The following is a 24,163-nucleotide window of genomic DNA, read 5'->3' as shown; positions in this document are numbered from 1 at the left end:
ATGCTGCATCGATCGCTGCTTTAGCTGCTGGTTTGACTTTAGCTGCTGGATCTACTTTTTCTACTTTTTCTTCACCGCGGTCTTTGTTACGTTCAACAGATTCTTGAGTAGTTGCTGCATCCACTCTATTTTTTGCATCTTGAGCTAAACGTTCTGCTTCTTTTACAGCGGCTTCTTTTTCTTCAGTAGTTAGTTCATCACGAGCTGCTATTTGAGTTTTCTTCTCTTCAAGTATACTTTGAATATCATTTTTCGCCGCTGTCTTAACTTCTTCTGCTGGAAGTATTGGAGTAATCTTGTTTGTTTCTTCTGTCAGTTTTGTTGCTACATCAGCTTCGGTTGTTGCTGAGTATACTGCTTTTTTAGCTGCTGCTAAGGCTTCAATTACTTTTGATTTAGCGGCTTCTTTTTCTTCTTTTACTGAACCATCAACTGCTTCAATCTTAGCAATTTGATCTTTAGCTGCTTTTTCTAAGTCTAATTTAGCTTTTTCTTTTTCTAATAATACTAACTTAGTGTTAATTTCAGCTTGATTTTTTCTGTCAGCTACAGGTACATTATTTTTTTCTTCGTTTAGGATATTCTTAGCTTCAGCAAGTTGATTTTGCATTGCTTTCCAGCTTTCTGGAGTATAGTCACTTTCATTTAGCTGTGCTAATTGAGTTTCTAATCCATTAACCTTATTCTCCAGGTCTGTTTTATACATGTTAACTGTTACATTTTGAGTATTTACAGGGATATTTCTTAATTTAGCTCCTACAACAGCAAAACTTGCTCCCCCTGTAACAGTTCCTGTTAACCCACCATATGTGGTACTTGTTAAGAATGTGTTAGTTCCTTTAAAATCTGAAGAAGTTGGTTTATCCGCCGGCAACTCAACTACATAGCTTAATGTAACTTTCTCTCCAGGTTTCAACCCTTTATAATCGATTGTCAATGTTCCATCTTTAACCGAATCCTTTGTCCCACCTTCAGATGATACAAAAGTCGCACCTTCTGGTAACTTAACTTGATATTTATTTGATCCTGAAGAAGCATGTCCCTTATTTTCCATCTCGACACTAATTTTAGCTCTTACAGTTTTTGCTGTCGCTGATGGTGATACTTCGTTGTATGTTACAGTTGATGGTTTAGCTACAACGTGAGATCCGGTAGTTATCGATAGATTAGATACCATTGCTCCAAGGTAATATGTTTCTCCATCAATTTCAATTTTACCATTATCTTTATGTGCTACATTTGAATCTGGATCTACCTCAAGACGTACACGAAGTTTAGTTATCCCTTTAGGTACTGTCACTACACCATTATATGGTGTCATAAGTGATCTCCAAACAATCTTTCCTTGAACCTCATTCCCTCTTTCTGGGTAAGATACTGTTAGTATAGTTCTATTGTCTCTTGATCCAATCGGTCCAAAAGTACCTGTATTTTGAGTAATTACAATCTCTTGTCCAGGAATTACATCAATATCTTGATACACCCCATCAAACTGATCACTCTTACTAGTGCGATCACCAGCTTTTTTATATAGTGCCAACGGAATACTATATGGATGAGTTTGATTTACAACAGATCCGTAACCTCCATACTCTGTTACTTTACCATTTGCAATAACTACTTTTTTTTGATTAGGATTGATCGGCTTCCATCCAATCAAGTCAAAAGCATTAATAACTTTCCATTTTTCAGCAGTAGTAGGTTTTCCGTTATCTTCAAAATATGGGTTTACCACATGTAGATCCTTTTCGTTGACAACTGAATCATCATCTCCATCTGTTGTAGCTGCATCACCTGATCGGTTCTGATCGTTTGCATCTAGAGCACGTTTTCTACGTGATTTTGGTTTGTTGCTTTCTGTTGTCGCAGTTTCTTCTGCAGGTTTTGTTGTTTCTGCTGATGTCGTAGATGGCTCTTCAGCTTTTACTGTTGTTTTCTCTTTGTTTTCTACGCTATTTGCTTCTGTAGATGACGCCTCAGTGTTTTTCTCCGTTGATTTTTCTTCTGGCGCTGGAGTAGGAGATGATACTACTGGCGCTGGAGTTGCATCAGCAGGTTTTGAAGTAGTTGCGTCTGCTTGAGTTTTCGGAGCAGTCGAGTCACTGGCATCAGGATTTTCATCCACCTGATTATTAGCTTTAGTAGCTGTTAGGGCAGAATCTGTTGCTGTTACGTTTGTCTCTGCTGCATATACTGCACCATTTCCTAAAAACATGAGAAATGCTGCAACCGCTACACTGGCTGCACCAAAACTTACTTTTCGAATAGAGTAACGGGTTACCTTCTCACGACGTGAGCGTTCTACTCGACTCATAGAATGATTATTTCCCATCTATAAAAACTCCTTTATAATTTATTAATGAAAATGGCAACTTCAGTTAATATATATATATATATATATATATTAACCAGAGCTATAGCTTATAAACCATTTTCAGTCTAATCTTATCATTGTTAATCTAATAAGTCAATTATTTAAGTCAATTATTTAAGTCAATTATTTAAGTCAATTATTTTAATTCATTGGACAGAAAAATAAAAACACACTTAGATTTTATTTCATGCCCGAAATTGAAACAGTACATTGAAGCTTCTAAAACATTGCTATAAACTTGTTTGAATTCCCCAATAGATTTGTTCGCAGTTTATTTCAATCTACTATACATAACATTGTTAGCATTGAACTTGTTGAGGAGGTGCTTTATGAATCAGCTTGAGTTTCAGCGTAATCACCTACAAATGGACTATTATAGCGATAGCTACCAAGATTTTGAACGTGACTTCTACCGCTACTCTAACATGAATATTCCATTGACCTTCCTGACCGATGATATCCTCAAAACAATGGCGACTTCACGTAAGAATTACTTTATCCTGAATAAGGAGAAGTCTAAAGATAACCGCGATCACTTCTTCATATTTGAGGTAAGTACCATAGATGAAAATCCGCTAATCTACCGATATTCTTACAAGAATACAACAACATACTTAGCACAAAAATAGGAGCAGTTCGATTTACTGTTCCTATTTTTAATCTTCATAAAATCTAAGCATTTCTACTTTGAAAAATTTACCATCTTCGAATATTTTTTCCAAGGGACCAGAAGGTTTAAAACTAGGTCCCTACCGACCAATTATTAATTTTCCTTCCCAGATTTCCTCAGGGATATTACTATTCGTTAATTTAAACAAACTTTTTGAGTTCTCAGGTCGACTGAAATATACTCCAGAATAAATTGGCTCCTGATTACTGTCATATGTGATTAAAGGATCTTCATTCGAAAAGTAAAAATCAAACTCATTACGATCACTCCCAAAATAAAAGATTGGTATTTCAAGCATATTATCATTTTTTCTATTCTTTAATATTTCTTACCAACGAACTAATAATTTTATGTTATCATTTGGACTTTAAAATCTTAATCATCAAAATATCATCGTCTCTACATTTCACAACTTCAAAACCAAATTTTTCATAAAGATGGATCGCATTATTTCCATAGCTAACACTTAGAGAAACTCCTTCTCTACCAATTTCCGATAATCTATCAAGGAAACCTATCATTAGTTGATTACCAATCCCTTTTTGTCTATGGTTAAAATCAATGGAAATCATTAACTCGGAAAAGGAGCTTTTATAATATCCGTAACCACTTTTATCTGCATCAAGCATTCTCTCCCAAATTGCACCTACAATTTCATCATCTTCAACAGCAACTAATACTACTTCTCGATCTAAATCAATATCATTATAATACTTAGATATCTCAGGTTGAAAAACTATTTCAGATGATAGAAATCAGATAGATTCCACCTAGTATCCACCAAATCAACTTAATCACCTCCCTTTACTTCTTGTCGTCTCAGTTGCTTGGTCCACTCTGACAGCACACCATTAAATACGTATTCAGCTATTACTTCCGCTGACCGAGCAAATCGCATATGTTCCAATGCATACTGATAACGGTCACTAAAATAGAGCATGGCATAGTCACTAGCCGACTGAGATAGACCTGTCTGTCTTAACTGGTCATGAACCAAACCCCAAATATAATCTCGATCGTACTTGGTCACGCCATCGACTTTTGAAGTAAAGTTTTCTTCTTGCTTCTCATCTACTAGCTGCCTCTCCTCCTCGTCCTCAATAAGGAAATCACTCCCTTTAGTTTCACTATATTTAGTCTCACTTCCTTCAGTCTCACTAGGGGCTGAATATAAGACCGGCCCCGTCTTTCTTTGAGACCCCCCTAGTGTTTTTTTAACACTAGCCCCGTCTGTATGTAAGACTGGGGAAGGCATATGTTCTAATTCCCCCAAGTAAATTTTATTTGCCATTCGACCTCTTTCACTAGAGGACTGTTGGACTTCATCGATTAAGCCATATTCGCGTAAGGTTTTCTTAATAGAGAGTAGTTTTGACTTTGAACAGCCTAATAGTGCCATCAGATTTGAATTGGAATAAATCAAATAAATAGCCCCATCCTCATCAATCCAGCCCTTACTCAAAGACAGCTCCAACCTATCTTTTAAAACCGCGTAGGCTACCTTAACCTCCAGCTTCATATCCTTATAACGTTCACTCTCAAACAAAATTTTAGGGAGTTTATAATAACGCTCTGATGTCTGATACTGATTAGCGGTAATTCGTTTCATTATTGTCCCTCCAAAACTAAAATTCCAACATTTCCAAATTCATCAAATCGGATTAAACCTGTTTGTTCCATTTCATTTACCAGTTGAGTTGCTTTTAGATTATCAACTCCCATGATGGTCATGATATGGCTCTTGACGATATGACGTGATGACTGTTCTTCCTTTTGCATAATTACCTCCAAAACGCAAAAATGGGGTAGACAATCTAGTGTCTACCCCCGAAAGTTTATTAAAACAAAAATCCTGCCAAAGAATTTTTGGCAGGATTTTTGACAGGAAACCAAATCAATTTATCAGTTTCTATCAATCGCTTATCGCTCTCAAAGACTGGTAAATAGGGATTCCGCAATCTAATTATGATGTTACTCTTATTTAAGAGTAACTGAAGCTCCAGCTTCTTCCAATTTAGTTTTGATTTCTTCAGCTTCTGCAGTTGCAACACCTTCTTTAACAACAGTTGGTGCTCCGTCAACAAGTTCTTTAGCTTCTTTAAGACCAAGACCCGTGATTTCACGAACAGCTTTGATAACGCCGACTTTCTTGTCGCCTGCTGCAGTCAATTCAACGTCAAATGAATCTTTTGCAGCGGCAGCTTCACCAGCACCAGCAGCAGCTACAGCTACAGGAGCAGCTGCAGTTACACCAAATTCTTCTTCGATAGCTTTTACAAGGTCGTTCAATTCAAGGATTGAAGCTTCTTTAATTTCAGCAATAATATTTTCAATGTTCAATGCCATTGTCATTTCCTCCAAATATGTTTTCGTTATTTATTATTAGTTTGTAGCATAGGCTACGCGCAACTTAAAATTAAGCTGCTTCTTCTTTGTTGTCTGCAACCGCTTTGACTGCAAGAGCAACATTGCGAACTGGTGCTTGAAGCACAGATAGTAGCATAGATAGAAGTCCTTCGCGATTTGGAAGAGTTGCAAGAGCAACGATTTCTTCTTTAGATGCAACAGCACCTTCAATAGCTCCACCCTTAATTTCAAGTGCATCAGCTTCTTTAGTAAAATCATTGATGATTTTTGCTGGTGCTACAACATCTTCATTTGAAAATGCAACAGCAGATGGTCCAACAAATGCATCAGCAAGACCTTCAAGTCCAGCTTTTTCAGCTGCACGACGTAAAATTGAGTTTTTAATAACTTTATACTCAACTTCGCTTCCACGAAGATTACGACGAAGAACTGTGTCTTGTTCAACTGTAAGACCACGAGCATCCACAACAACGATACTTGCAGCTGCTTTCATTTTTTCAGCAACTACATCAACTAGTTCCGCTTTTTTAGCAATACTTGCTTCACTCATTTAGTGTTTCACCTCCGTAATTATTTTGCTTGGGAAATTTTTCCAAAAGAAAAACGCGCCCAAACCTAGACACGAAAGTACAATACGTTTCTTTTACATGATCCGTTTTGTCCTCGGTAGGATCTTTATGAGTCGAGCTCCCCTACTGTCTTAGGCAGTTTTTTCAAACCAATGATTATTGTAACATAAGAAAAAAAAGATTGCAAGAGTTTTTAATAATTTTTATAATTAGAACGAAAATCTATTCTTTTTAGTTAGCAGATTTATTAAATTGTTGGAAAAAAGAGAAAATGGTAAAGGCTAATACGAAAAGACGATAGAATGTTTCATTTCTACCGTCTGTCTGATGTGTTTTTATTCCTTGTTCAGTTCGACACTGGTTTTTTAATCTTCCCAAAATCAACGATAATCTATTAAAGTCTTTTCTTTTAGAATGACAGGTATGCTAAAAGCTATGATTTCCGCTAATACAGTAGCAAGCACATCGTATACGTCAAATACTGCACTAGTATTAATCAATGGTAATAGCTCATTAATAAAAGACATCAGTACAAACACTATACATATATACATAAGTGTCTTTTTAGAAAATTCAATAGTTGAGACTTTATTTGTACTGAATGTTGGACTAAAAGGTTGTTTTAGCATAGCTGTTGCAATCCATGCTCCTCCAAAACTAGGTGTGACATAAAACATAGGAACAACTGAATTAATTGAATAATATTTTCTTAAAAATATTGTGAGTAGCCAAATTAATAATCCTAAAATCGCCATAATTTCAATGGAACTGATTCTCAATTTTCTTTTCTTCATATGTTCCAACTTCTCATCAACTTTCAATTTATCCATTTCTATTATACTAAATATCCCACCCTTATCTCATCATAACAAAAAATATGACAATCTTGTAATATCAGTGTTTCCATTCAGCCTAGTTTTGTCTTTTCAAACATTTCTTCTTGCAGATTTAAATGCTAAAGTCCTCCGTAATAAAAAATTCACTAGTTCATCGTAAATGCTCCCAACATTTTACAAGCCTAAAATGCTTCCTTCAATCTTCAAAAAATGGAAGGATATAGGCTTTTTCTTCCTCTGTACAGGCAACAAGCGGGAGGCGGAGTGGTCCGACTTCAAACCCTTGAGAATTTAGCACAGCTTTAAGTGGTGCTGGGCTTGTCACAGAAAAGAGAGCTTCTATTTTTGGTAACAGCTGACGTTGAATCTGAGCAGCTTTTTTCAGCTTACCCTCATCTAAAGCAGCAAACATTTCATAAAAGTCATCTCCATTGGTATGAGCCGCAACAGATATAACCCCCTGTGCTCCGATTGCCTTTGCATGAAAAGCTTGTCCGTCTTCCCCAGTATAAATTAGAAAGTCCTGTGGAGCGTTTTCAACCAAATGAGTAAGAGCATCTATGCCTGTACAATCCTTGATTGCAATAATATTTGGCAATTGTGCTAAGCGCAAGGAAGTTTCTACTGTCAAACCAGCAACCGTTCGGCTAGGAACATTATAAACGATGACTGGCAGATTTGAAGCTTCCGCAATCGCTTTATAATGCTGATATAGACCTTCTTGAGTCGGTTTGTTGTAATAAGGTGTTACTGCAAGTCCGGCAGCAAAACCACCAAATTTGTCAACTTCACGCACGAATTCAACTGAATCTCGAGTATCATTTGTACCAATTCCGGCTATCAGCGGAACTCGCCCTTTTACAATCTTTTGAACTGCTGCAAATAATTCCAGCTCCTCTTCATGCGTCAGAGTTGGGCTTTCGCCTGTCGTTCCTGCGATAATCAATCCTTCTGTATGATGCGCTAAAAGATGTTCAATCAGCTTAGAAAGAGCCTCAAAGTTAATGCTACCGTCCTCTTTAAACGGTGTTACAAGTGCTGTTATGATTCTTGCTTTTTTTAAATCTTCTATAGACATAACTATCGTCCTCCTAGCCTGCAAAATACAACTATACGAATATTATCTCACATTTTACTTCAATTTGAAAATGACCTCTGCTGTTGGATGCACCAATCCACGTTCATGCAAGGTCTCAGCGATTTGAACAGAATTCCAAGCAGCACCTTTAAACAGATTGTCTGAAACCACCCACATATGGATGCCTTTTTCAGCGTCCAAATCCTTGCGGATACGACCAACAAATGTTTCTTTTTTGCCGATAGCATTAACAGCCTGAGGGTAGATTTGATGAGCAACATCATCCTCTAATACTGCTCCTGGAAAGTTCGCAATAGCTGCTTTGACTTCTGCGATGGGTGCTACTTCTTTTGTCTCGATGTAGACAGACTCTGAGTGCGCTGAAAGAACAGGGATACGAACACAAGTAGCAGAAACCGCAATCGTGTCATCTTCCATGATCTTCTTGGTTTCATTGGTCATCTTCATCTCTTCGTAGGTGTAGTCATTGTCCGTAAAGACATCAATTTGAGGAAGAGCATTAAAAGCAATCGGATAATGTTTCTTGTCACCGCCGGAAGGCAAAATCTCAGCCTTAACATCACGCGGATTGACACCGTCATTTAAGACCTCACGCAGTTCACGCTGAGTTTCAAGAATAGCTCCCATACCAGCTCCAGACACGGCCTGATAGGTCGATACGATGATGCGCTCTAAGCCCCATCTCTGACGAATCGGCTCCAAAGCTACCATCATCTGGATAGTGGAGCAATTTGGGCAGGCAATAATTCCGTTATGAGCATCAAGTGCATGTGCATTGACCTCTGGTACAACCAAAGGAACATCAGGATTCTGACGGAAATGAGAGGTATTGTCAACGACAACCGCTCCTGCCTTGACAGCGTATGGAGCATACTTGGCAGACGTTGAGGCGCCTGCTGAAAAGAGAGCGATATCTACACCTTCAAAGGCAGTCTCCGTTGTTTCTTCAATTGTGATGTCTTGGTCTTTAAATTTCAAAACTTTCCCCGCTGAACGAGCTGAAGCCAAGTAGCGTACTTTCTCAATCGGAAGAGTTGATTCTTCCAGCATTTTAATCATTTGAGCTCCAACGGCACCTGTAGCACCTACCACAGCAACTGTGTATCCCATAACATACCTCTCTGAATTTTCAAAAAATTTGTGTATTGCTGGTATTATACTACTTTTCTAAAGAATTGAAAAGACTTAGAAGAAAAAAATCCCCACTAAAAAGTAGGGATTGAGGGCACTTACGTGTGATGAGCAGGTTCACACAACTCATCAAGGTCCGCTCCTGCGTATATGACCTCCCATGCTCAATATGTGACTTGCGCCACCTATCGACTCATCGCATATCTAGCATTCTACTACAGAGAATCCTAAAAGTCAAACTATTTTTTATGAGAGATTTTCTAGCTTATCCATATTTGAAATTGGTGCCTTAAAAGAGTAAAATAGTTTTTAGGAGGATAAAGTTATGGATACTACGAAACAGCCTGTCCCCATGCCTCAAGATAGGCGAACAATGGCTATATTGCTAGGAGCTGTGGGTGGTTGCCTAGACGTTTTTTCGCATATACAATTTAGTACACTAATCGCCACTCAGACAGGGAATATTATTTTAATCGTAGCCGATTGGGATGGACCAACCGTAAAGACCGCTTACCGTATCCTTTCGCTTGTCTTCTTTACCTGTGGCTTTATCCTTGGTATTCTACTTAAGGAACGGGCGCAAAGCTCACATTGGCGTACTTGGGGAGTCTTACCATTGACTCTCACGACTTTCCTCTTTCCTTTTTTTCATTCTCATTATTTTATCTGGGTGATATTGCTTGCAACCTCTACAGGCATGGTCATGCTAACTTATACAGGCTCAAAAATCGAGTCTTATCCCTACATGATTATGATGACTTCAGGAAACTATCGGAGAATGGTCACTGCTTGGTATGAATATATTCGTTTTAAAGATCGTAGACATATTATTAGAAGGCAAGCGGCTAATTACTCTATGATTGTCGCTAGTTTCATCGGCGGTGCTATTTTTACTGGATTTCTCACACGTTTCATTCATCAATACGCTATCTGGACAGTCACTACTATTTTGACAACTATTATCATTCATTATACCAGATACAATCATATACATCACTTAGAGCAAAAAAATATCTAACACTCAATGAAAATCGAAAAGCAAACTAGGAACTAAGTAAGACAAAAAACCGAACCAATCCTCTTGGGTAATGCTCACAAAGAGAATTGGTTCGGTTTTTGCTAGTTCATCAATACTTGCCTGCGATATTTCATTTATCGATCCTCTTCCTCATCTATCAATCTCACAAATACTTGCTTCCTTCTTTAATGCTGAGTTTGCTCAGCCTGTCTTTGTATTTTTCGATAAATTCCCGCACCCAGTCGGGATTGGTCTTGGAGTAGTCCCAAAGTGCCCAGCCAATGGCCTTATTGATGAAAAACTCGGTCTTATTAAGATTATTAATCAGGATTTGCTCTAGCATCTGGACATCCGTTTGCTCTTTTTGAAGTAATTGGTGTTCGATAGCCAATCGGCGCAACCAAATGTCCTCATCCGTACTCCAATCCAATACTATTTTCTTTGTCTCAGGATAGTGTAAACAAATATAACCTACCGAGCGACACAAAAAGTCAATCGTGTCCCACCAAGGCTTTGTTTGTGCCAATTTCTTTACCTTTGTTAAATCGTTTGAGGCTAAAGATGTTTGTTTTAGTTGTAAATAATCCAGCACCACATATTGCATTTCACGATAGGGATTTTCCCAAGCCTGATTGATAAATTTCCAATCTATCGTAGACTTGTGACTTTTCTTAAAAAATATTTTAGAAATTTGCCGCCTAATAGGTGTTTTGACCACTAAAAACTCGAACTGATCTTTCATGTATGCTTTCATGTGAATAGCATCTTCAGGGTTTGCTACTTCTTTTAATCCTTGGAAAACATCTTCTACTTTCATATTACCATTCACTTTCAACATTCATATCTTTGAATAATTTAATTGGTCTTGCTGGTTTATCTAAACTCTTCTGCAACCAAACTGTAGCATGCCAGCAGCCAAATTTATAGCCGATTTTTGGGAAATGCGCTACTTGCTGATAACCAAGTTTTTTTATGGAAAGAAATACTGGCGTCATTCGGCAGAGCAATACAAGCTAGAAAATGAACAAACCCTTGCTGTTCAAGAATTTCTTCCAATTTGTCATAAAGCTGCTTCCCAATCCCTCTGCCGCAATTCTCATCAGCTACATAGACCGACAGCTCAATAGCCCAGTTGTATGCCTCTCGACCATAATAAGTCGAAGCATAAGCATAACCCAGAATGACTCCCTCTTCCTCTGCCAACAGATAAGGATACCTTTCCAAGGTCTTCTCAATCCGACCAGAAAATTCCTCCACCGACGGAACATCATACTCAAAAGTAATGGCTGTTTTCTCCACATAGGGTGCGTAAATAGCAATGAGAGCAGCAGCGTCGTTTTTATTTTCTAATCTGATGTTCATCCAAACGTTCCTTTCTTCTTATTACTTTCATAAAAATGAAGTATATCACCATGTATATTTTACCAAATTCAAAAAGAAAAGGCTCTCTCGAACCTTTTTCGTTTTAAAATAGTCCAATAGCAGTTCCGTCTGCTGCTACGTCCATATTGAGGGCTGCTGGGCGTTTTGGCAGACCGGGCATCGTCATAACATCACCAGTTAGGGCGACAATAAAACCTGCACCCAATTTTGGAACTACTTCGCGGATAGTGATTTCAAAGTTTTCTGGCGCTCCTAGAAGATTTGGATTATCTGAAAAACTGTACTGGGTCTTGGCCATACAAATTGGCAGCTTATCCCAGCCGTTCTTGACAATTTGAGAAATTTGAGTTTTTGCTTTCTTTTCAAAATTGACTTTTGTTCCACGATAGATTTCCTTGACAATTTTCTCGATTTTTTCTTCGATAGACAGATTGTTGTCATAGAGTCGAGTGTATTTGGCAGGTCTCGTTTCAATCGTTTTGACCACAACTTCCGCAAGAGCCAATCCACCGTCAGCACCATCTGCCCAGACACTAGCCAATTCCACCGGGACATCAATCTCTGCACAAAGTTCCTTGAGAACGGCAATTTCAGCTTGGGTGTCCGTCACAAATTCATTGATAGTCACCACGACCGGAATACCAAATTTACGGATATTTCCCACATGGCGTTTGAGGTTGGCAAAACCTGCTTTAACCGCTTCAACATTCTCAGTTGTCAGATCTTCTTTAGCGACACCACCGTTCATTTTCAATGCTCTAAGAGTTGCAACAATAACCACTACATCTGGAGCAGTCGGAAGATTGGGCGTTTTGATGTCTAGGAATTTTTCAGCCCCTAGATCCGCACCGAAGCCAGCTTCAGTCACCGTGTAGTCCGCCAAATGCAAAGCTGTTGTCGTTGCCAAAACGGAATTACAGCCGTGGGCGATATTTGCAAACGGTCCACCGTGAACAAAGGCAGGGGTTCCATAAATAGTCTGTACTAGATTGGGCTTTATAGCGTCTTTCAAGATGAGAGCAAGAGCCCCTTCTACTTCCAAATCTCGAACATAAACAGGCGTCCGATCATAACGATAACCAATAACGATATTAGCTAGACGTTCTTTCAAGTCTTCAATACTTGTCGCTAAACAGAGAATAGCCATGATTTCAGATGCAACCGTAATATCAAAACCATCTTCCCGCGGAATTCCATTAACCGGACTGCCCAGACCGACGGTCACATGCCGCAAAGCACGGTCATTCAGATCTACCACGCGCTTCCAGATAATGCGACGTTGGTCAATTCCTAGAGCATTTCCTTGATGTAAATGATTATCAATCAAAGCAGAAAGGGCATTGTTGGCAGTGGTAATCGCATGCATATCTCCTGTGAAATGCAAATTGATGTCTTCCATTGGTAGAACCTGTGCATAACCACCTCCAGCGGCTCCGCCTTTGATTCCCATAACTGGTCCAAGAGACGGTTCACGAATCGCAATCATGGTTTTCTTTCCAATTTTGCTGAGAGCATCTGCCAAGCCAATAGTAATAGTTGATTTTCCTTCGCCGGCCGGTGTTGGGTTGATGGCTGTTACCAAAATCAGCTTACCAACTGGCTTCTTTTGCAATTCCTGAATCTTGTCAAAAGATAATTTCGCCTTGTATTTACCGTAAAGCTCCAAATTATCGTAATCAATTCCAACTTTCTTCACTACATCAGCAATCGGATGCAAGTCAACACTCTGAGCAATTTCTATATCCGTTTTCATTTGGAATCCTCCAGTTTTGATAGGATTATTATACCAAAAAATAAAGAAAACAAACACTTTCAAAGCTAAAATTCTCAAAAACGTTCGGAAAGGTCTTTTCTATTTACGAATTAACTTTTTTTGTGTAAAATTTAGTTATGAAACTATTGATTACTTCTGGCGGAACGAGCGAAAAAATCGATCAAGTTCGTTCTATTACGAATCACTCAACAGGAAAGCTTGGTGCTCTTATTGCGGAGAGTTTTTTAGCACAAGGCGATCAAGTTACATTAGTCACTACACAGAGTGCTGTCAAGCCTGCTGCTCATCCGAATTTAACCATTCAAATCATTGAAAATGTACAAGATTTGCTGGAAACGATGCAGCCTTTAGTCAAAACTCATGGTGTTTTAATTCATTCAATGGCCGTTTCTGACTACATGCCTATTTACATGACAGGTTTTGAACAAATCACTGCTTCACAGGATTTAACAGAGTTTTTAAACAAGACCAATGATCAAGGCAAGATTTCATCAAAAGATGAATACCAAGTGCTCTTTCTCAAACAAACACCGAAAATTATCAGTCAAGTCAAAAAATGGAATCCCAATATCCGTCTAATTGGCTTTAAACTCTTAGTTGGTGTTTCTAAGGAAGAATTACTGACAGTTGCTCGTGCTAGTCTCATAAAAAACAAAGCAGAAATAATTGTAGCAAATGACTTGTATGATATTTCCAATAATCAACATCATGCTTTCTTGGTCAAACAAGATTCCGTAATAGAAGCCACTACTAAAGAAGAAATTGCCCAATTATTGCTGACACATATTCACACAAAGGACAATCTATGAAACATATTACACTAGCTGTCACAGGAAGCATTGCCGCCTATAAAGCTGCCGACTTGGTCAGTCAATTGACAAAAGACAATCAAAAGGTGACTGTTCTGATGTCTCAAGCAGCTACAAATTTCATTACACCGCTGACTTTGCAAGTATTGTCGAAAAATTTAGTGCATACAGATGTCATGGAGGAGCCTGCGCCAAACAAGGTCAATCATATTGAAATTGCCAAGCAAACGGATCTTTTCTTAGTTGCACCTGCTTCCGCCAATACGATCGCTAAATTAGCTAATGGCTTTGCAGACAATATGATAACCAGTACCGCACTTGCTCTGCCATCAACAGCCAAAAAGGTATTAGCCCCAGCTATGAATACCAAAATGTATGAAAATCCAATCACTCAAGAAAATCTATCTAAACTAGAAAAATACGGCTGGCAAATTATTCAGCCTAGAGAAACCGTCCTAGCCTGTGGTGACCACGGAATTGGCGCCCTTGCTTCTGTAGAAACAATTATAAAAAAAGTAAAGGAAATGATTTATGAAGAAACAATCTAATATTGCTCAAATTGCTATCTTTTTTGCGATTATGCTCGTCATTCATCTATTGAGTTCAGTAATATTTAATCTTTTTCCCGTCCCAATCAAACCAACGATTGTCCACATTCCCGTTATTATTGCAAGTATTTTATATGGACCAAAGGTAGGCGCTATTTTAGGGGCGCTAATGGGTATCATTAGTCTGGTTACGAACACACTTGTTCTCTTGCCAACCAGTTACTTGTTTAGCCCGTTTGTACCTAATGGGAATATTTATTCGCTCATCATTGCCCTTGTTCCGCGAATCTTAATCGGAGTCACCCCTTATTTTGTTTATAAATATCTTAAAAATAAGATCGGACTTATCTTAGCTGGAACAGTCGGTTCGTTGACAAATACAATTTTTGTTTTAGGAGGGATTTTCTTATTATTCTCCAAAGTATATAATGGGAATATTCAGCTCTTACTCGCATCTGTCATTTCAACCAATTCCATTGCTGAAATGATTATTTCTGCGATTCTGACAGTTACCATTATTCCAGCCCTTGAAAAAGTTAGAAAATAATCACGTGAAATCGTGATTTTTTTATGAAAAAATGCTATAATGAAAACGATTAAACAATGCAGAAAGCTGAAAAATTGAGAAAACTGGATGTGCTCGCTCCTTTATTAAACAGGTAATGACATTTCCTGTTTTCACTAATTTTTCATAAGCTTTCCTATTTTAAAAAGGAGATTTCGTAATGACTTACCAAGAAAATTTCAAAAAATGGCTTGATTTTGCAGAACTTCCAGACTACCTTCGTAAAGAATTGGATTCGATGGACGAAAAGACAAAAGAAGATGCTTTTTATACCAATCTTGAATTTGGTACTGCTGGTATGCGTGGTCTGATAGGCGCTGGTACGAATCGTATCAATATTTATGTTGTTCGTCAGGCAACTGAAGGTTTAGCACGTTTGATTGATGAAAAAGATGAAGATTTCAAAAAACGCGGTGTCGCTATCGCTTATGACTCTCGTCACTTCTCTCCAGAATTCGCCTTTGAATCTGCTGCTGTTTTAGCAAAACATGGCATTAAATCTTATGTATTTGAAAGTCTCCGTCCAACACCAGAACTGTCATTTGCAGTTCGTCACTTAAAAGCTTTTGCCGGGATTATGATTACAGCCAGCCACAACCCTGCTCCATTTAATGGCTATAAAGTTTATGGCGAAGATGGTGGTCAAATGCCGCCTCATGATGCTGATGCTCTAACAGCTTATATTCGTGCCATTGAAAATCCATTTACTATTGAAGTAGCTGATGTTGAAGCCGAAAAAGCTTCTGGTTTGATTGAAGTTATTGGTGAAACTATTGATGCCGAATATCTCAAGGAAGTTAAAGACGTCAACATCAACCAACAATTGATTGACGAATATGGAAAAGACATGAAAATCGTCTACACTCCGCTTCACGGTACAGGTGAAATGTTAGCACGTCGAGCATTTGCCCAAGCTGGTTTTGATTCTGTTCAGGTTGTTGAAGCTCAATGCGTGCCAGATCCAGACTTCTCCACTGTCAAATCACCAAATCCAGAAAACCAAGCTGCTTTCGCTCTTGCTGAAGAATTGGGACGTAAAGTTGGTGCGGATGTTCTTGTCGCAACGGACCCAGATGCTGACCGTGTGGGTGTTGAAGTTCTCCAAAAAGACGGTAGCTACCGCAATCTTTCAGGAAATCAAATCGGTGCGATTATGGCTAAGTATATCCTTGAAGCGCACAAGACTGCTGGAACACTTCCTGCCAATGCAGCACTTTGCAAATCCATTGTGTCTACCGATCTTGTGACCAAGATTGCTGAAAGCTACGGCGCTACCATGTTTAACGTCTTAACTGGTTTCAAATTTATCGCTGAAAAGATTCAAGAATTTGAAGAAAAACACAATCACACTTACATGATGGGCTTTGAAGAAAGCTTTGGCTACTTGATTAAACCATTTGTGCGTGACAAAGATGCTATCCAAGCTGTATTGGTTGTTGCAGAATTAGCTGCCTACTACCGTTCTCGCGGCTTAACTCTTGCAGACGGAATTGAAGAAATCTACAAAGAATATGGTTATTATGCTGAAAAGACGATTTCAGTTACTTTGTCTGGTGTTGATGGCGCTGAACAAATCAAAGCTATTATGAGCAAGTTCCGTGACAATGCACCGAAAGAATTCAACGCTACTGCTATTACAGTCACAGAAGATTTCAAAGCACAAACCGCTACCGATTCTGACGGCAATGTAAGGAAATTAACAACTCCAGCAAGTGACGTATTAAAATACACACTTGCTGATAGTTCATGGATTGCTGTACGTCCTTCAGGAACTGAACCAAAAATCAAATTCTACATTGCTGTTGTCGGAAATTCTAGCCAAGACGCTCAAGCAAAAATTGCAAAAATTGAAGCAGAAATCAATGATTTTGTAAAATAAGCAAAAAGTAAGAAGGCTTTGATTTCTCATTCTAACTTCCACAATATTCAAACTTCGAGTCTGGGACAAGAATATCTCAGACTCGAAGTTGTCTTGTAACAAATAACAGATAATTGCTCAGATGCTGCTTTTTAAGATAGCAGACAGATCTTTCGAAGCAGGTCTCAAGGTCTTTTCGCTTTTTAACATTTGCTCAACATTATAGGGGAGACTATACAAAATAGCTAGGAAACATTTTATATCGGAGTCTTGAAACAAGAGCACGACAATTAAAATTTTCAATTTCTAGTCCTGTTTCACCTCTCTTTCAATGTTTTACATTTCATTTCAAATCTCTGCATTATTTTCCTATTTGTGGCATACTAGAATGAACAAAAGAAATGAGGTTATTTTATGGATAAATTTACACAAGATATCAATGATTTAGAAGTCACGACTGTTGAACGTGCCCGACAAGCCATTGCAAATAAAGAAAATGCAACTTTTTTCATTGGGCGTAAAACGTGCCCTTACTGTCGTAAATTCGCCACTACGCTAGCTAGTGTTGTCGCTGAAACCCAAGCACATATTTTCTTTATCAATAGTGAGGAACCTAGTGAACTGGAAGAGCTCCAAGCTTTCCGTTCCGAATATGGAATCCCAACTGTACCAGGATTTTTACATACAGAAAATGGTCATGTGACTGTCCGTTGTGACTCCTCTATGACGGCTGACGAAATCAAGTCATTCGCTAACTTATAAAAATGAAGCTGAGATAAATCACCAACTTCACAGCATATTATAAACTAACTAGGCAATAGCTTTTTACAATCACAAAGCGAGGCAGGGAACATATTATCCCTGCCTCTTAACATTTAATTTCCTTTTAATTTACCTTCTTGAAAGGCTTGCCATATCTTCTGCTGAGGTTTCGCAAACGGATAGTTGGTAAAGTCATCAGGATGCAGCCACAGAACTTGTTCCTCTTTTTGATTTTTTATCATATTTGCTACTCGACCGTAAAGCAAACGAATCTGCCACTTGCGATGACTGAACACATGTTGAATTGTCGGAAAAGCTTGCTCCTGCCAATTCACTACCACATCATAATCCTGCTCAAAGCTTTCTTGCGGAGATAATTCAAATGCAACTTGATTTTCTGCCACTTCAAAAAAGGATAACTGTTCACCGTCCGGAAATTCTTCTACTTCAATCAAAGGAAAGTGCCAAAATCCTGATAAAAGACTGCTTGTTTCATTTTTCTCTAAAAGAAATTCTCCTTGATTATTCTGGATAATTAAACCATACAAATAAACTGGAACTGGTTTTTTCTTAGGAGCTTTGATAGGGTATCTATCCATTGTTCCATGTAAGTAAGCAGCGCTAAATTCCCTTACTGGACTGTCATCAGGTCTAGGGTTGATAGGTGCTTCAATATCTGATCCTAAATCCATCAAAGCTTGGTTGAAATCTCCCGGTCTTTGGGGGTCAATCAGAATTTCCATCATCGCTTGAAAAACCTTTCGGTTAGCAGGGACACCAATATCCAAATTCACTTCAAATAAACGGCTCAGGACCCGCATAACATTCCCATCAACCGCTGGCTCAGGCAAACCAAAAGCAATACTTGCAATAGCTCCTGCTGTATAAGGACCAATTCCTTTCAGACTAGAAATCTCCTCGTAAGTGTGAGGAAACTCGCCACTAAAATCTGTCATAATCTGCTGAGCAGCCTGTTGCATATTGCGTACTCGCGAGTAGTAACCTAGCCCCTCCCAAGCTTTAAGCAAACGTTCTTCTGAAGCCATTGCTAAATCTTTGATTGTCGGAAACCAAGCTAAAAAGCGCTCATAGTAAGGAATAACCGTATCTACCCGTGTTTGCTGAAGCATAATTTCTGAAATCCAGATATGATAAGGATTACTGCTTCTCCGCCAAGGCAAATCACGTTTATTCTCATCATACCAAGCTAATAATTTTTGACGAAAGGAGGCAATTTTTTCATCCTCCCACATCTCAATTTCATATTTTTTCAAATCTAACATAACTTTAGTATAACATAAAATAAAAAGAGAACCCAGAACTTGAATTCTGGATTCTGTCTTGGCTTTCTAATAATGACCAACTGCTTGGCTGGCAGTAATCAATGTTAATTTATAAACATCATCAGCGTTGCATCCACGTGAAAGGTCGTTTACTGGATGATTCAATCCTTGCAAAATAGGACCGACTGCTGAAAAGCCACCGAGACGCTCTGCCATTTTATAGCTGATATTTCCAGCTTCAATACCAGGAAATACAAAGACAGTTGCTTGACCAGCTACATTGCTGCCAGGAGCTTTTAACTCTGCTGTTTTAGGTACAAATGCCGCATCAAACTGTAATTCTCCATCAATAGCAAGATCTGGTCGCATTTCTTGCGCAAGTTTCGTTGCTTCGATGACTTTATCAACCTTTTCACCAAATCCAGAACCTTTAGTTGAATAACTCAGCATAGCTACTTTAGGGTCAATGTCAAAGATTTGCGCGGTCAAGGCAGAGTTAATAGCAATTTCTGCTAATGTTTTAGCATCTGGATCAATATTGATTGCACAATCACTGAAAACATAGCGTTCCTCACCGCGAACCATGAGAAAGGCACCAGATGTGCGAGAAACCCAAGGAAGTGTTTTGATAATTTGAAGAGCTGGGCGAACCGTGCTTGCTGTAGAATGAATCGCACCAGAAACCATACCTTGTACTTTACCAAGATAAACAAGCATGACACCAAAATAATTGACGTCCTCTTTCAATAATTTACGCGCTTCGTCTTCTGTGATTTTTCCTTTACGACGTTCTACAAAAGCTGCCACCATTTCTTCAAAGCATGAACAATTTTGAGGGTCAATGACTTCATAACCTTCTGTCACACCTTCAATTTCAAGGTAAATACGAATTTTTTCAGGATTTCCCAATAAAACAGGTGTGATACTTGTTTCTTTTACCAAACGTTTAGTAGCTTGAATAATACGTGGTTCTTCACCTTCTGGTAAGACAATCTTCACTTCTTTGTCTTGCAATGTTTCACGAATTGTTTCAAAAATTTTCATGTTTTACTCCTTACTTATTGCTTAATTTTTGAATGACTGTTTGAAAATCTTTCGGAAAAGGACTTGATTTATTCACAACTTCCTTATGGAATGGATTGTAAAAACGCAATGAATGACAATGAAGCGCTTGCCGCGTTATTCCGTCAGTCATACTTCCACCATATAAGTCATCTCCCAAGAGAGGAAAACCAATATAAGAAAAATGAACCCTAATCTGGTGTGTTCGTCCTGTATGAAGATGAATATCCACGAGATAAATGTCATCATACTGCGCTAAAACTTTATAACTCGTATGAGCATATTTTCCATTTTTTGCCACACAGCGAGTAATGATACTACTATCTTCACGCGCTATGGGAGCAATAATATCTCCTTCTGGCTTTAACGGTGCCGAACCCTTGACCAAAGCATAATAATGCTTCTCAATGACTTTCTTTTGCAATTGTTTATCTAATCTTGCATGAGCATAACCGTGCTTTGCAAATAACATCAGACCACTCGTATCACGGTCTAAACGAGTCACAATATGAATCTGCTGATTTTCATAATGATTTGCAATGTAATAAGCCTTCACAAAATTGGCCATTGTATTGGAATGATTCACACTAGGAATGCTAGCTACGCCTGCTGGCTTGTTCAAAATCAGAAAATGTTCATCTTCGTATACAATATCCAATTCTTTTTCTACTGCACATAGACTGCTAAATCCTTCTTCCGCCGGAATATCAACGGCAACTTTGTCACCAATATCTAACAAATAAATGGCATTTTGCTTCTTTCCGTTTACCCGAATATCCCCACCAGAAAACTTAATTTTTGCAAGTAAACTTTTGGAAATTTCCTGTTTTTTTAGAAAGGTTTTGACTTTCACATGCTCATCTGCGATAAATTCAAACCTCATTCCTCCACCTCGCCGATAAAGGCATCTTTGACACGATTCCAAAAACTAGTATGACTCGGTGTAGCAAGAAAGTTAATCTTATGTTGATCAATTTGAAATTCAATTTTAGAAATATCATTTATCATAAAATTTTGATTGTCAATCGAAATCGCATGTCGATCATTCCAAGTCGGCACAATTTCAATTTTATCATTCTTAGGAACGATAATTGAGGAGCCCAAAGTCCGAAACACACGATTGTTCAAGCTTGCAACTTCTGCAATCTGAAGAGCTTCGATGGTTGGGTGGAGAACAGCTCCGCCCAACGATTTATTGTAAGCTGTACTTCCTGTCGGCGTTGATACTGAAACGCCATCACCACGAAAGCGCTCAAAATGCACTTGATTGATAATAACATCGGCGACCATTGTTCGTCCAGAACGCTTGATTGTCGCTTCGTTTAATGCACGCTTTATACAAATTTCATTATTTCCATGGAAAATTTTAACATTCAAAATCGGATAAGACACCTTTGCACCTGTATCTAATTTTAAATTATCAATTAGTTTGTCCAACTCAAAATCTCGATAATCTGTATAAAAGCCCAAATGTCCTGTGTGAACACCAACAAAGCGAACTTTGTCTAGCTGATCTTCATATTTGTGAAAGGCTGACAAAAGCATCCCGTCGCCACCGATTGAAATGACAATATCAGGATTATTATCATTCAAAATAAAATGATTTTGCTTTAATTTTTGTTTTAATTGGCGACAAAGTTCTTGACTTTGCCGTCTACGATTACTGATAATCCCTATTCTTTTACCTGTATTCTTCATCTGTATCGTCACTATTTCCTACGCCATCATTTAATTTACGACTAATTGGGTCAAATAAAGCTTGCGCTTCTTGAATATCATCACGAATTTTCCCCATTTCTTCGTCCAATTGATAGGCGATTTTTGCGGTAATCTCTAGACGTTTCTTAATTTCATCTGGAAATTCACCCTTATATTTATAATTCAACGAATGTTCAATTGTTGCCCAAAAGTTCATGGACAAAGTGCGGATTTGAATCTCTGCCAAAACTGTTTTGTTGCCATCAATGGTATCAACTGGGTATTCAACAATGACATGATAACTTCGATATCCACTAGCCTTACGGTTTTTAATATAGTCTCGCTCCTGGATAATCCGCATGTCGTGGCGCTTTCGTAAAACATCCAAAACTTCTTCTACGTCATCCACAAATTGAACCATTACGCGCAAACCAGCTATATCTTGCATATCTTGCGCTAGATTTTCCTCTTTAATCCCACGCAAAGCCATTTTTTCTTTGATACTTTCTATCGGTTTTACACGACCTGTTACAAATTCAATCGGAGAATGTTTTTTTTGTTTTCGATACTGTTTACGAATCCCACGCAGTTTGATCTTTAATTCACCAACCGCTTGAATATAAGGATCCAGAAACTCTTCCCACTCTAATTGCATACACTCACCTTGTCATTTTACTTAATTTTTTATAAAATAAACACAATACTTATTATAACATAAATCGCTTTCAAACAAAAGAAAAGGATTGGAAAATGGATCATTTGGAAATTGAATACAAAACGCTTCTGACAAAAAATGAGTACCAACAGCTGTTACCACTGTTTTCAAAGATAAAAGCTACCAAGCAGATAAACTACTATATTGACACAGCCGACTTTTCAATTCGAGATGCAAAAATGGCACTTCGGATTCGTACTTTTGAAACTCGTGCCGAATTAACTTTAAAAATTCCGCAGCAGGTCGGTAATATGGAATACAATCAATTTCTCACTTTAGAAGAGTCTCACACTCTCATCAATACATGTGTGCTACCTGAAGGAGAAATACACACTCTGCTGACTCAGGCTGCTATCAATCTCGAGAAATTAAAGATTCTAGGGAGCTTAACAACTATTCGCTATGAAAAAGAAACCACTATTGGCTTAATGGCACTTGATGAAAATCATTATTTTGACAAAACAGACTACGAATTAGAGCTGGAAGTGACAGATGCAAAAACTGGAAAAGAACAATTCGAGTGCTTTTTACAAGCTCATCATATCCATTATAAATATGCAAAGCCTAAAGTTGCAAGATTTGCTCAAAACTTATGAATAAAAAGCTGAAATTTTACTTATTTTTTGATAAAATGGAGTGTAGAAATCAAAAGGAGTCTTAATAAGTTATGATGAATATACTGACGGATAAAGCACAGATGAAGTTGTTTGCACTAAATTCCAATCACGATATTGCCGAGAAAATCGCTAAAGCTGCTGATGTGCCTCTTGGAAAACTTTCATCACGTCAATTTTCAGACGGAGAAATCCTAGTAAACATCGAGGAAAGCGTGCGTGGCTTTGATGTATTTATCATTCAATCAACAAGTTTTCCTGTCAATAATCATTTGATGGAACTTCTCATCATGGTGGATGCTTGCAATCGCGCCAGCGCTAATTCTGTCAATGTTGTGATGCCATATTTTGGCTATGCTCGTCAAGACCGAACAGCCGCTCCTCGCGAACCAATTACAGCCAAGCTCGTAGCGAATATGCTGGTTAAGGCAGGAGTTGATCGTGTTCTAACCCTAGATTTGCATGCTGTCCAAGTCCAAGGCTTCTTTGATATCCCTGTTGATAACCTTTACACCGTTCCTCTTTTTGCCAAACATTACTGTGAAAAGGGCTTGTCTGGTGAAGATGTTGTTGTGGTCAGTCCAAAAAATTCTGGTGTTAAACGTGCTAGAAGCTTAGCAGAGCATTTAGATGCTCCGATTGCGATTATCGACTACGCTCAAGACGATACCCACCGTAACGAAGGCTATATTATCGGAGATGTAGCTGGGAAAAAAGCTATCCTTATTGATGATATTTTAAATACTGGTCGTACATTTGCTGAAGCCTCAAAAATTGTTGAACGCGAAGGTGCAACAGAGATTTATGCAGTTTCTAGTCATGGTTTATTTGTTGAGGGAGCCGCTGAAAAGTTAGATAACTCTCCTATCAAAGAAATCCTGGTTACTGACTCAGTTGCAACGAAAGAAAAAACTCCGAAAAATGTTCAATACATTACTGCAAGTGGGCTAATCGGAGATGCAATCGTTCGTATCCATAAAAGAAAACCAGTCAGTCCACTGTTTGCTTACAATAAAAAGAAATAAGGA

General features: G+C 38.3%; 25 protein-coding genes, 2 pseudogenes and 1 other annotated feature. Of the genes and pseudogenes, 9 read left to right on the top strand and 18 right to left on the bottom strand.

Annotated features, from left to right (window positions below; translation table 11 throughout):
• A partial coding sequence (locus tag HMPREF2574_RS00920) for a SasC/FmtB family protein (RefSeq protein ID WP_142350173.1) occupies positions 1-2,332 on the bottom strand: 2,332 nt, incomplete at its 3' end.
• 371 nt (positions 2,333-2,703) lie between these two features.
• Between HMPREF2574_RS00920 and HMPREF2574_RS00915 the strand changes: the two genes are divergently transcribed.
• Positions 2,704-3,003: a DUF5960 family protein gene (locus HMPREF2574_RS00915; RefSeq protein ID WP_070812059.1), complete on the top strand. Its 300-nt coding sequence runs from the start codon at positions 2,704-2,706 to the stop codon at positions 3,001-3,003.
• A gap of 53 nt (positions 3,004-3,056) precedes the next feature.
• Here HMPREF2574_RS00915 and HMPREF2574_RS00910 read toward each other — a convergent pair.
• The 9 genes and pseudogenes from HMPREF2574_RS00910 to HMPREF2574_RS00875 all read right to left on the bottom strand — a co-directional run.
• Positions 3,057-3,372: pseudogene (locus HMPREF2574_RS00910) on the bottom strand (hypothetical protein); the annotation flags it as partial.
• A gap of 28 nt (positions 3,373-3,400) precedes the next feature.
• Complete coding sequence (locus HMPREF2574_RS00905) at positions 3,401-3,766, bottom strand: GNAT family N-acetyltransferase (RefSeq protein ID WP_373878887.1); 366 nt, start codon at positions 3,764-3,766, stop codon at positions 3,401-3,403.
• 68 nt (positions 3,767-3,834) lie between these two features.
• The gene (locus HMPREF2574_RS00900; RefSeq protein ID WP_070812058.1) at positions 3,835-4,653 is read right to left on the bottom strand and encodes a replication initiator protein A; all 819 of its coding nucleotides are present in this window, start codon (positions 4,651-4,653) and stop codon (positions 3,835-3,837) included.
• On the bottom strand, positions 4,653-4,823 hold the full coding sequence (locus HMPREF2574_RS10350) for a hypothetical protein (protein ID WP_142350172.1): 171 nt from the start codon (positions 4,821-4,823) through the stop codon (positions 4,653-4,655). Before HMPREF2574_RS10350 ends, HMPREF2574_RS00900 begins: the two co-directional genes overlap by 1 nt.
• 198 nt (positions 4,824-5,021) lie before the next feature.
• Complete coding sequence (rplL, locus tag HMPREF2574_RS00895) at positions 5,022-5,390, bottom strand: 50S ribosomal protein L7/L12 (RefSeq protein WP_003024225.1); 369 nt, start codon at positions 5,388-5,390, stop codon at positions 5,022-5,024.
• A gap of 70 nt (positions 5,391-5,460) precedes the next feature.
• Complete coding sequence (rplJ, locus tag HMPREF2574_RS00890; RefSeq protein WP_003029380.1) at positions 5,461-5,961, bottom strand: 50S ribosomal protein L10; 501 nt, start codon at positions 5,959-5,961, stop codon at positions 5,461-5,463.
• Between the two features lie 38 nt (positions 5,962-5,999).
• Positions 6,000-6,134 (bottom strand) — a sequence feature (ribosomal protein L10 leader region).
• 226 nt (positions 6,135-6,360) lie between these two features.
• A complete protein-coding gene (locus HMPREF2574_RS00885) occupies positions 6,361-6,810 on the bottom strand; it encodes a hypothetical protein (protein ID WP_081333915.1) in 450 nt (149 codons plus the stop codon).
• A gap of 202 nt (positions 6,811-7,012) precedes the next feature.
• A complete protein-coding gene (gene dapA / locus HMPREF2574_RS00880) occupies positions 7,013-7,894 on the bottom strand; it encodes a 4-hydroxy-tetrahydrodipicolinate synthase (RefSeq protein ID WP_024053089.1) in 882 nt (293 codons plus the stop codon).
• Between the two features lie 54 nt (positions 7,895-7,948).
• Positions 7,949-9,025, bottom strand: a complete 1,077-nt coding sequence (locus HMPREF2574_RS00875) for an aspartate-semialdehyde dehydrogenase (protein WP_070812057.1) — start codon at positions 9,023-9,025, stop codon at positions 7,949-7,951.
• 346 nt (positions 9,026-9,371) lie between these two features.
• On the opposite strand from HMPREF2574_RS00875, the gene HMPREF2574_RS00870 reads away from it, so the two are divergent.
• Positions 9,372-10,064 carry a YoaK family protein gene (locus HMPREF2574_RS00870; RefSeq protein WP_024053087.1) on the top strand — a complete coding sequence of 231 codons (693 nt, stop codon included), beginning with the start codon at positions 9,372-9,374 and terminating at the stop codon, positions 10,062-10,064.
• 163 nt (positions 10,065-10,227) lie between these two features.
• Here the strand turns inward: HMPREF2574_RS00870 and HMPREF2574_RS00865 are convergent, their stop codons facing one another.
• The 3 genes and pseudogenes from HMPREF2574_RS00865 to HMPREF2574_RS00855 form a co-directional block, all read right to left on the bottom strand.
• The gene (locus HMPREF2574_RS00865; protein ID WP_070812060.1) at positions 10,228-10,881 is read right to left on the bottom strand and encodes a DNA alkylation repair protein; all 654 of its coding nucleotides are present in this window, start codon (positions 10,879-10,881) and stop codon (positions 10,228-10,230) included.
• Between the two features lies 1 nt (position 10,882).
• A pseudogene (locus HMPREF2574_RS00860) lies at positions 10,883-11,426 on the bottom strand (N-acetyltransferase family protein).
• A 103-nt stretch (positions 11,427-11,529) separates the two neighbouring features.
• Complete coding sequence (locus tag HMPREF2574_RS00855) at positions 11,530-13,200, bottom strand: formate--tetrahydrofolate ligase (RefSeq protein WP_024053084.1); 1,671 nt, start codon at positions 13,198-13,200, stop codon at positions 11,530-11,532.
• Between the two features lie 137 nt (positions 13,201-13,337).
• Here HMPREF2574_RS00855 and HMPREF2574_RS00850 point away from each other — a divergent pair, with 137 nt between their 5' ends.
• From HMPREF2574_RS00850 to HMPREF2574_RS00830, 5 genes are all read left to right on the top strand, one after another.
• The gene (locus HMPREF2574_RS00850) at positions 13,338-14,030 is read left to right on the top strand and encodes a phosphopantothenate--cysteine ligase (RefSeq protein WP_024053083.1); all 693 of its coding nucleotides are present in this window, start codon (positions 13,338-13,340) and stop codon (positions 14,028-14,030) included.
• Positions 14,027-14,578, top strand: coding sequence for a phosphopantothenoylcysteine decarboxylase (gene coaC, locus HMPREF2574_RS00845; RefSeq protein ID WP_024053082.1), 552 nt, complete (start codon positions 14,027-14,029; stop codon positions 14,576-14,578). Before HMPREF2574_RS00850 ends, coaC begins: the two co-directional genes overlap by 4 nt.
• Positions 14,562-15,125, top strand: coding sequence for an ECF transporter S component (locus HMPREF2574_RS00840; RefSeq protein WP_024053081.1), 564 nt, complete (start codon positions 14,562-14,564; stop codon positions 15,123-15,125). The genes coaC and HMPREF2574_RS00840 overlap by 17 nt, the downstream gene beginning before the upstream one ends.
• A gap of 178 nt (positions 15,126-15,303) precedes the next feature.
• On the top strand, positions 15,304-17,022 hold the full coding sequence (locus HMPREF2574_RS00835) for a phospho-sugar mutase (RefSeq protein ID WP_024053080.1): 1,719 nt from the start codon (positions 15,304-15,306) through the stop codon (positions 17,020-17,022).
• Positions 17,023-17,415: 393 nt separating this feature from the next.
• A complete protein-coding gene (locus tag HMPREF2574_RS00830) occupies positions 17,416-17,763 on the top strand; it encodes a DUF6568 family protein (protein WP_070812056.1) in 348 nt (115 codons plus the stop codon).
• A 113-nt stretch (positions 17,764-17,876) separates the two neighbouring features.
• On the opposite strand, the gene mutY is transcribed toward HMPREF2574_RS00830, so the two are convergent.
• From mutY to HMPREF2574_RS00805, 5 genes are all read right to left on the bottom strand, one after another.
• A complete protein-coding gene (gene mutY, locus HMPREF2574_RS00825; protein ID WP_024053078.1) occupies positions 17,877-19,046 on the bottom strand; it encodes an A/G-specific adenine glycosylase in 1,170 nt (389 codons plus the stop codon).
• 66 nt (positions 19,047-19,112) lie between these two features.
• The gene (pta, locus tag HMPREF2574_RS00820; protein WP_070811484.1) at positions 19,113-20,090 is read right to left on the bottom strand and encodes a phosphate acetyltransferase; all 978 of its coding nucleotides are present in this window, start codon (positions 20,088-20,090) and stop codon (positions 19,113-19,115) included.
• Positions 20,091-20,100: 10 nt separating this feature from the next.
• A complete protein-coding gene (locus HMPREF2574_RS00815; RefSeq protein ID WP_024053076.1) occupies positions 20,101-20,991 on the bottom strand; it encodes an RluA family pseudouridine synthase in 891 nt (296 codons plus the stop codon).
• The gene (locus HMPREF2574_RS00810; protein WP_024053075.1) at positions 20,988-21,806 is read right to left on the bottom strand and encodes an NAD kinase; all 819 of its coding nucleotides are present in this window, start codon (positions 21,804-21,806) and stop codon (positions 20,988-20,990) included. Before HMPREF2574_RS00810 ends, HMPREF2574_RS00815 begins: the two co-directional genes overlap by 4 nt.
• Complete coding sequence (locus HMPREF2574_RS00805; protein ID WP_024053074.1) at positions 21,790-22,461, bottom strand: GTP diphosphokinase; 672 nt, start codon at positions 22,459-22,461, stop codon at positions 21,790-21,792. Before HMPREF2574_RS00805 ends, HMPREF2574_RS00810 begins: the two co-directional genes overlap by 17 nt.
• Before the next feature lie 95 nt (positions 22,462-22,556).
• Between HMPREF2574_RS00805 and HMPREF2574_RS00800 the strand changes: the two genes are divergently transcribed.
• Entirely contained in the window at positions 22,557-23,117 is a 561-nt protein-coding gene (locus HMPREF2574_RS00800) for a CYTH domain-containing protein (protein WP_024053073.1), read from the top strand.
• Positions 23,118-23,200: 83 nt separating this feature from the next.
• Positions 23,201-24,160: a ribose-phosphate diphosphokinase gene (locus HMPREF2574_RS00795; protein WP_101749702.1), complete on the top strand. Its 960-nt coding sequence runs from the start codon at positions 23,201-23,203 to the stop codon at positions 24,158-24,160.
• Positions 24,161-24,163 lie beyond the last annotated feature (3 nt).

Source organism: Streptococcus sp. HMSC034E12, from assembly GCF_001835915.1.
GTDB classification, from domain to species: Bacteria; Bacillota; Bacilli; order Lactobacillales; family Streptococcaceae; genus Streptococcus; species Streptococcus vaginalis.
This window is presented reverse-complemented; position numbering and strand designations above follow the sequence as displayed.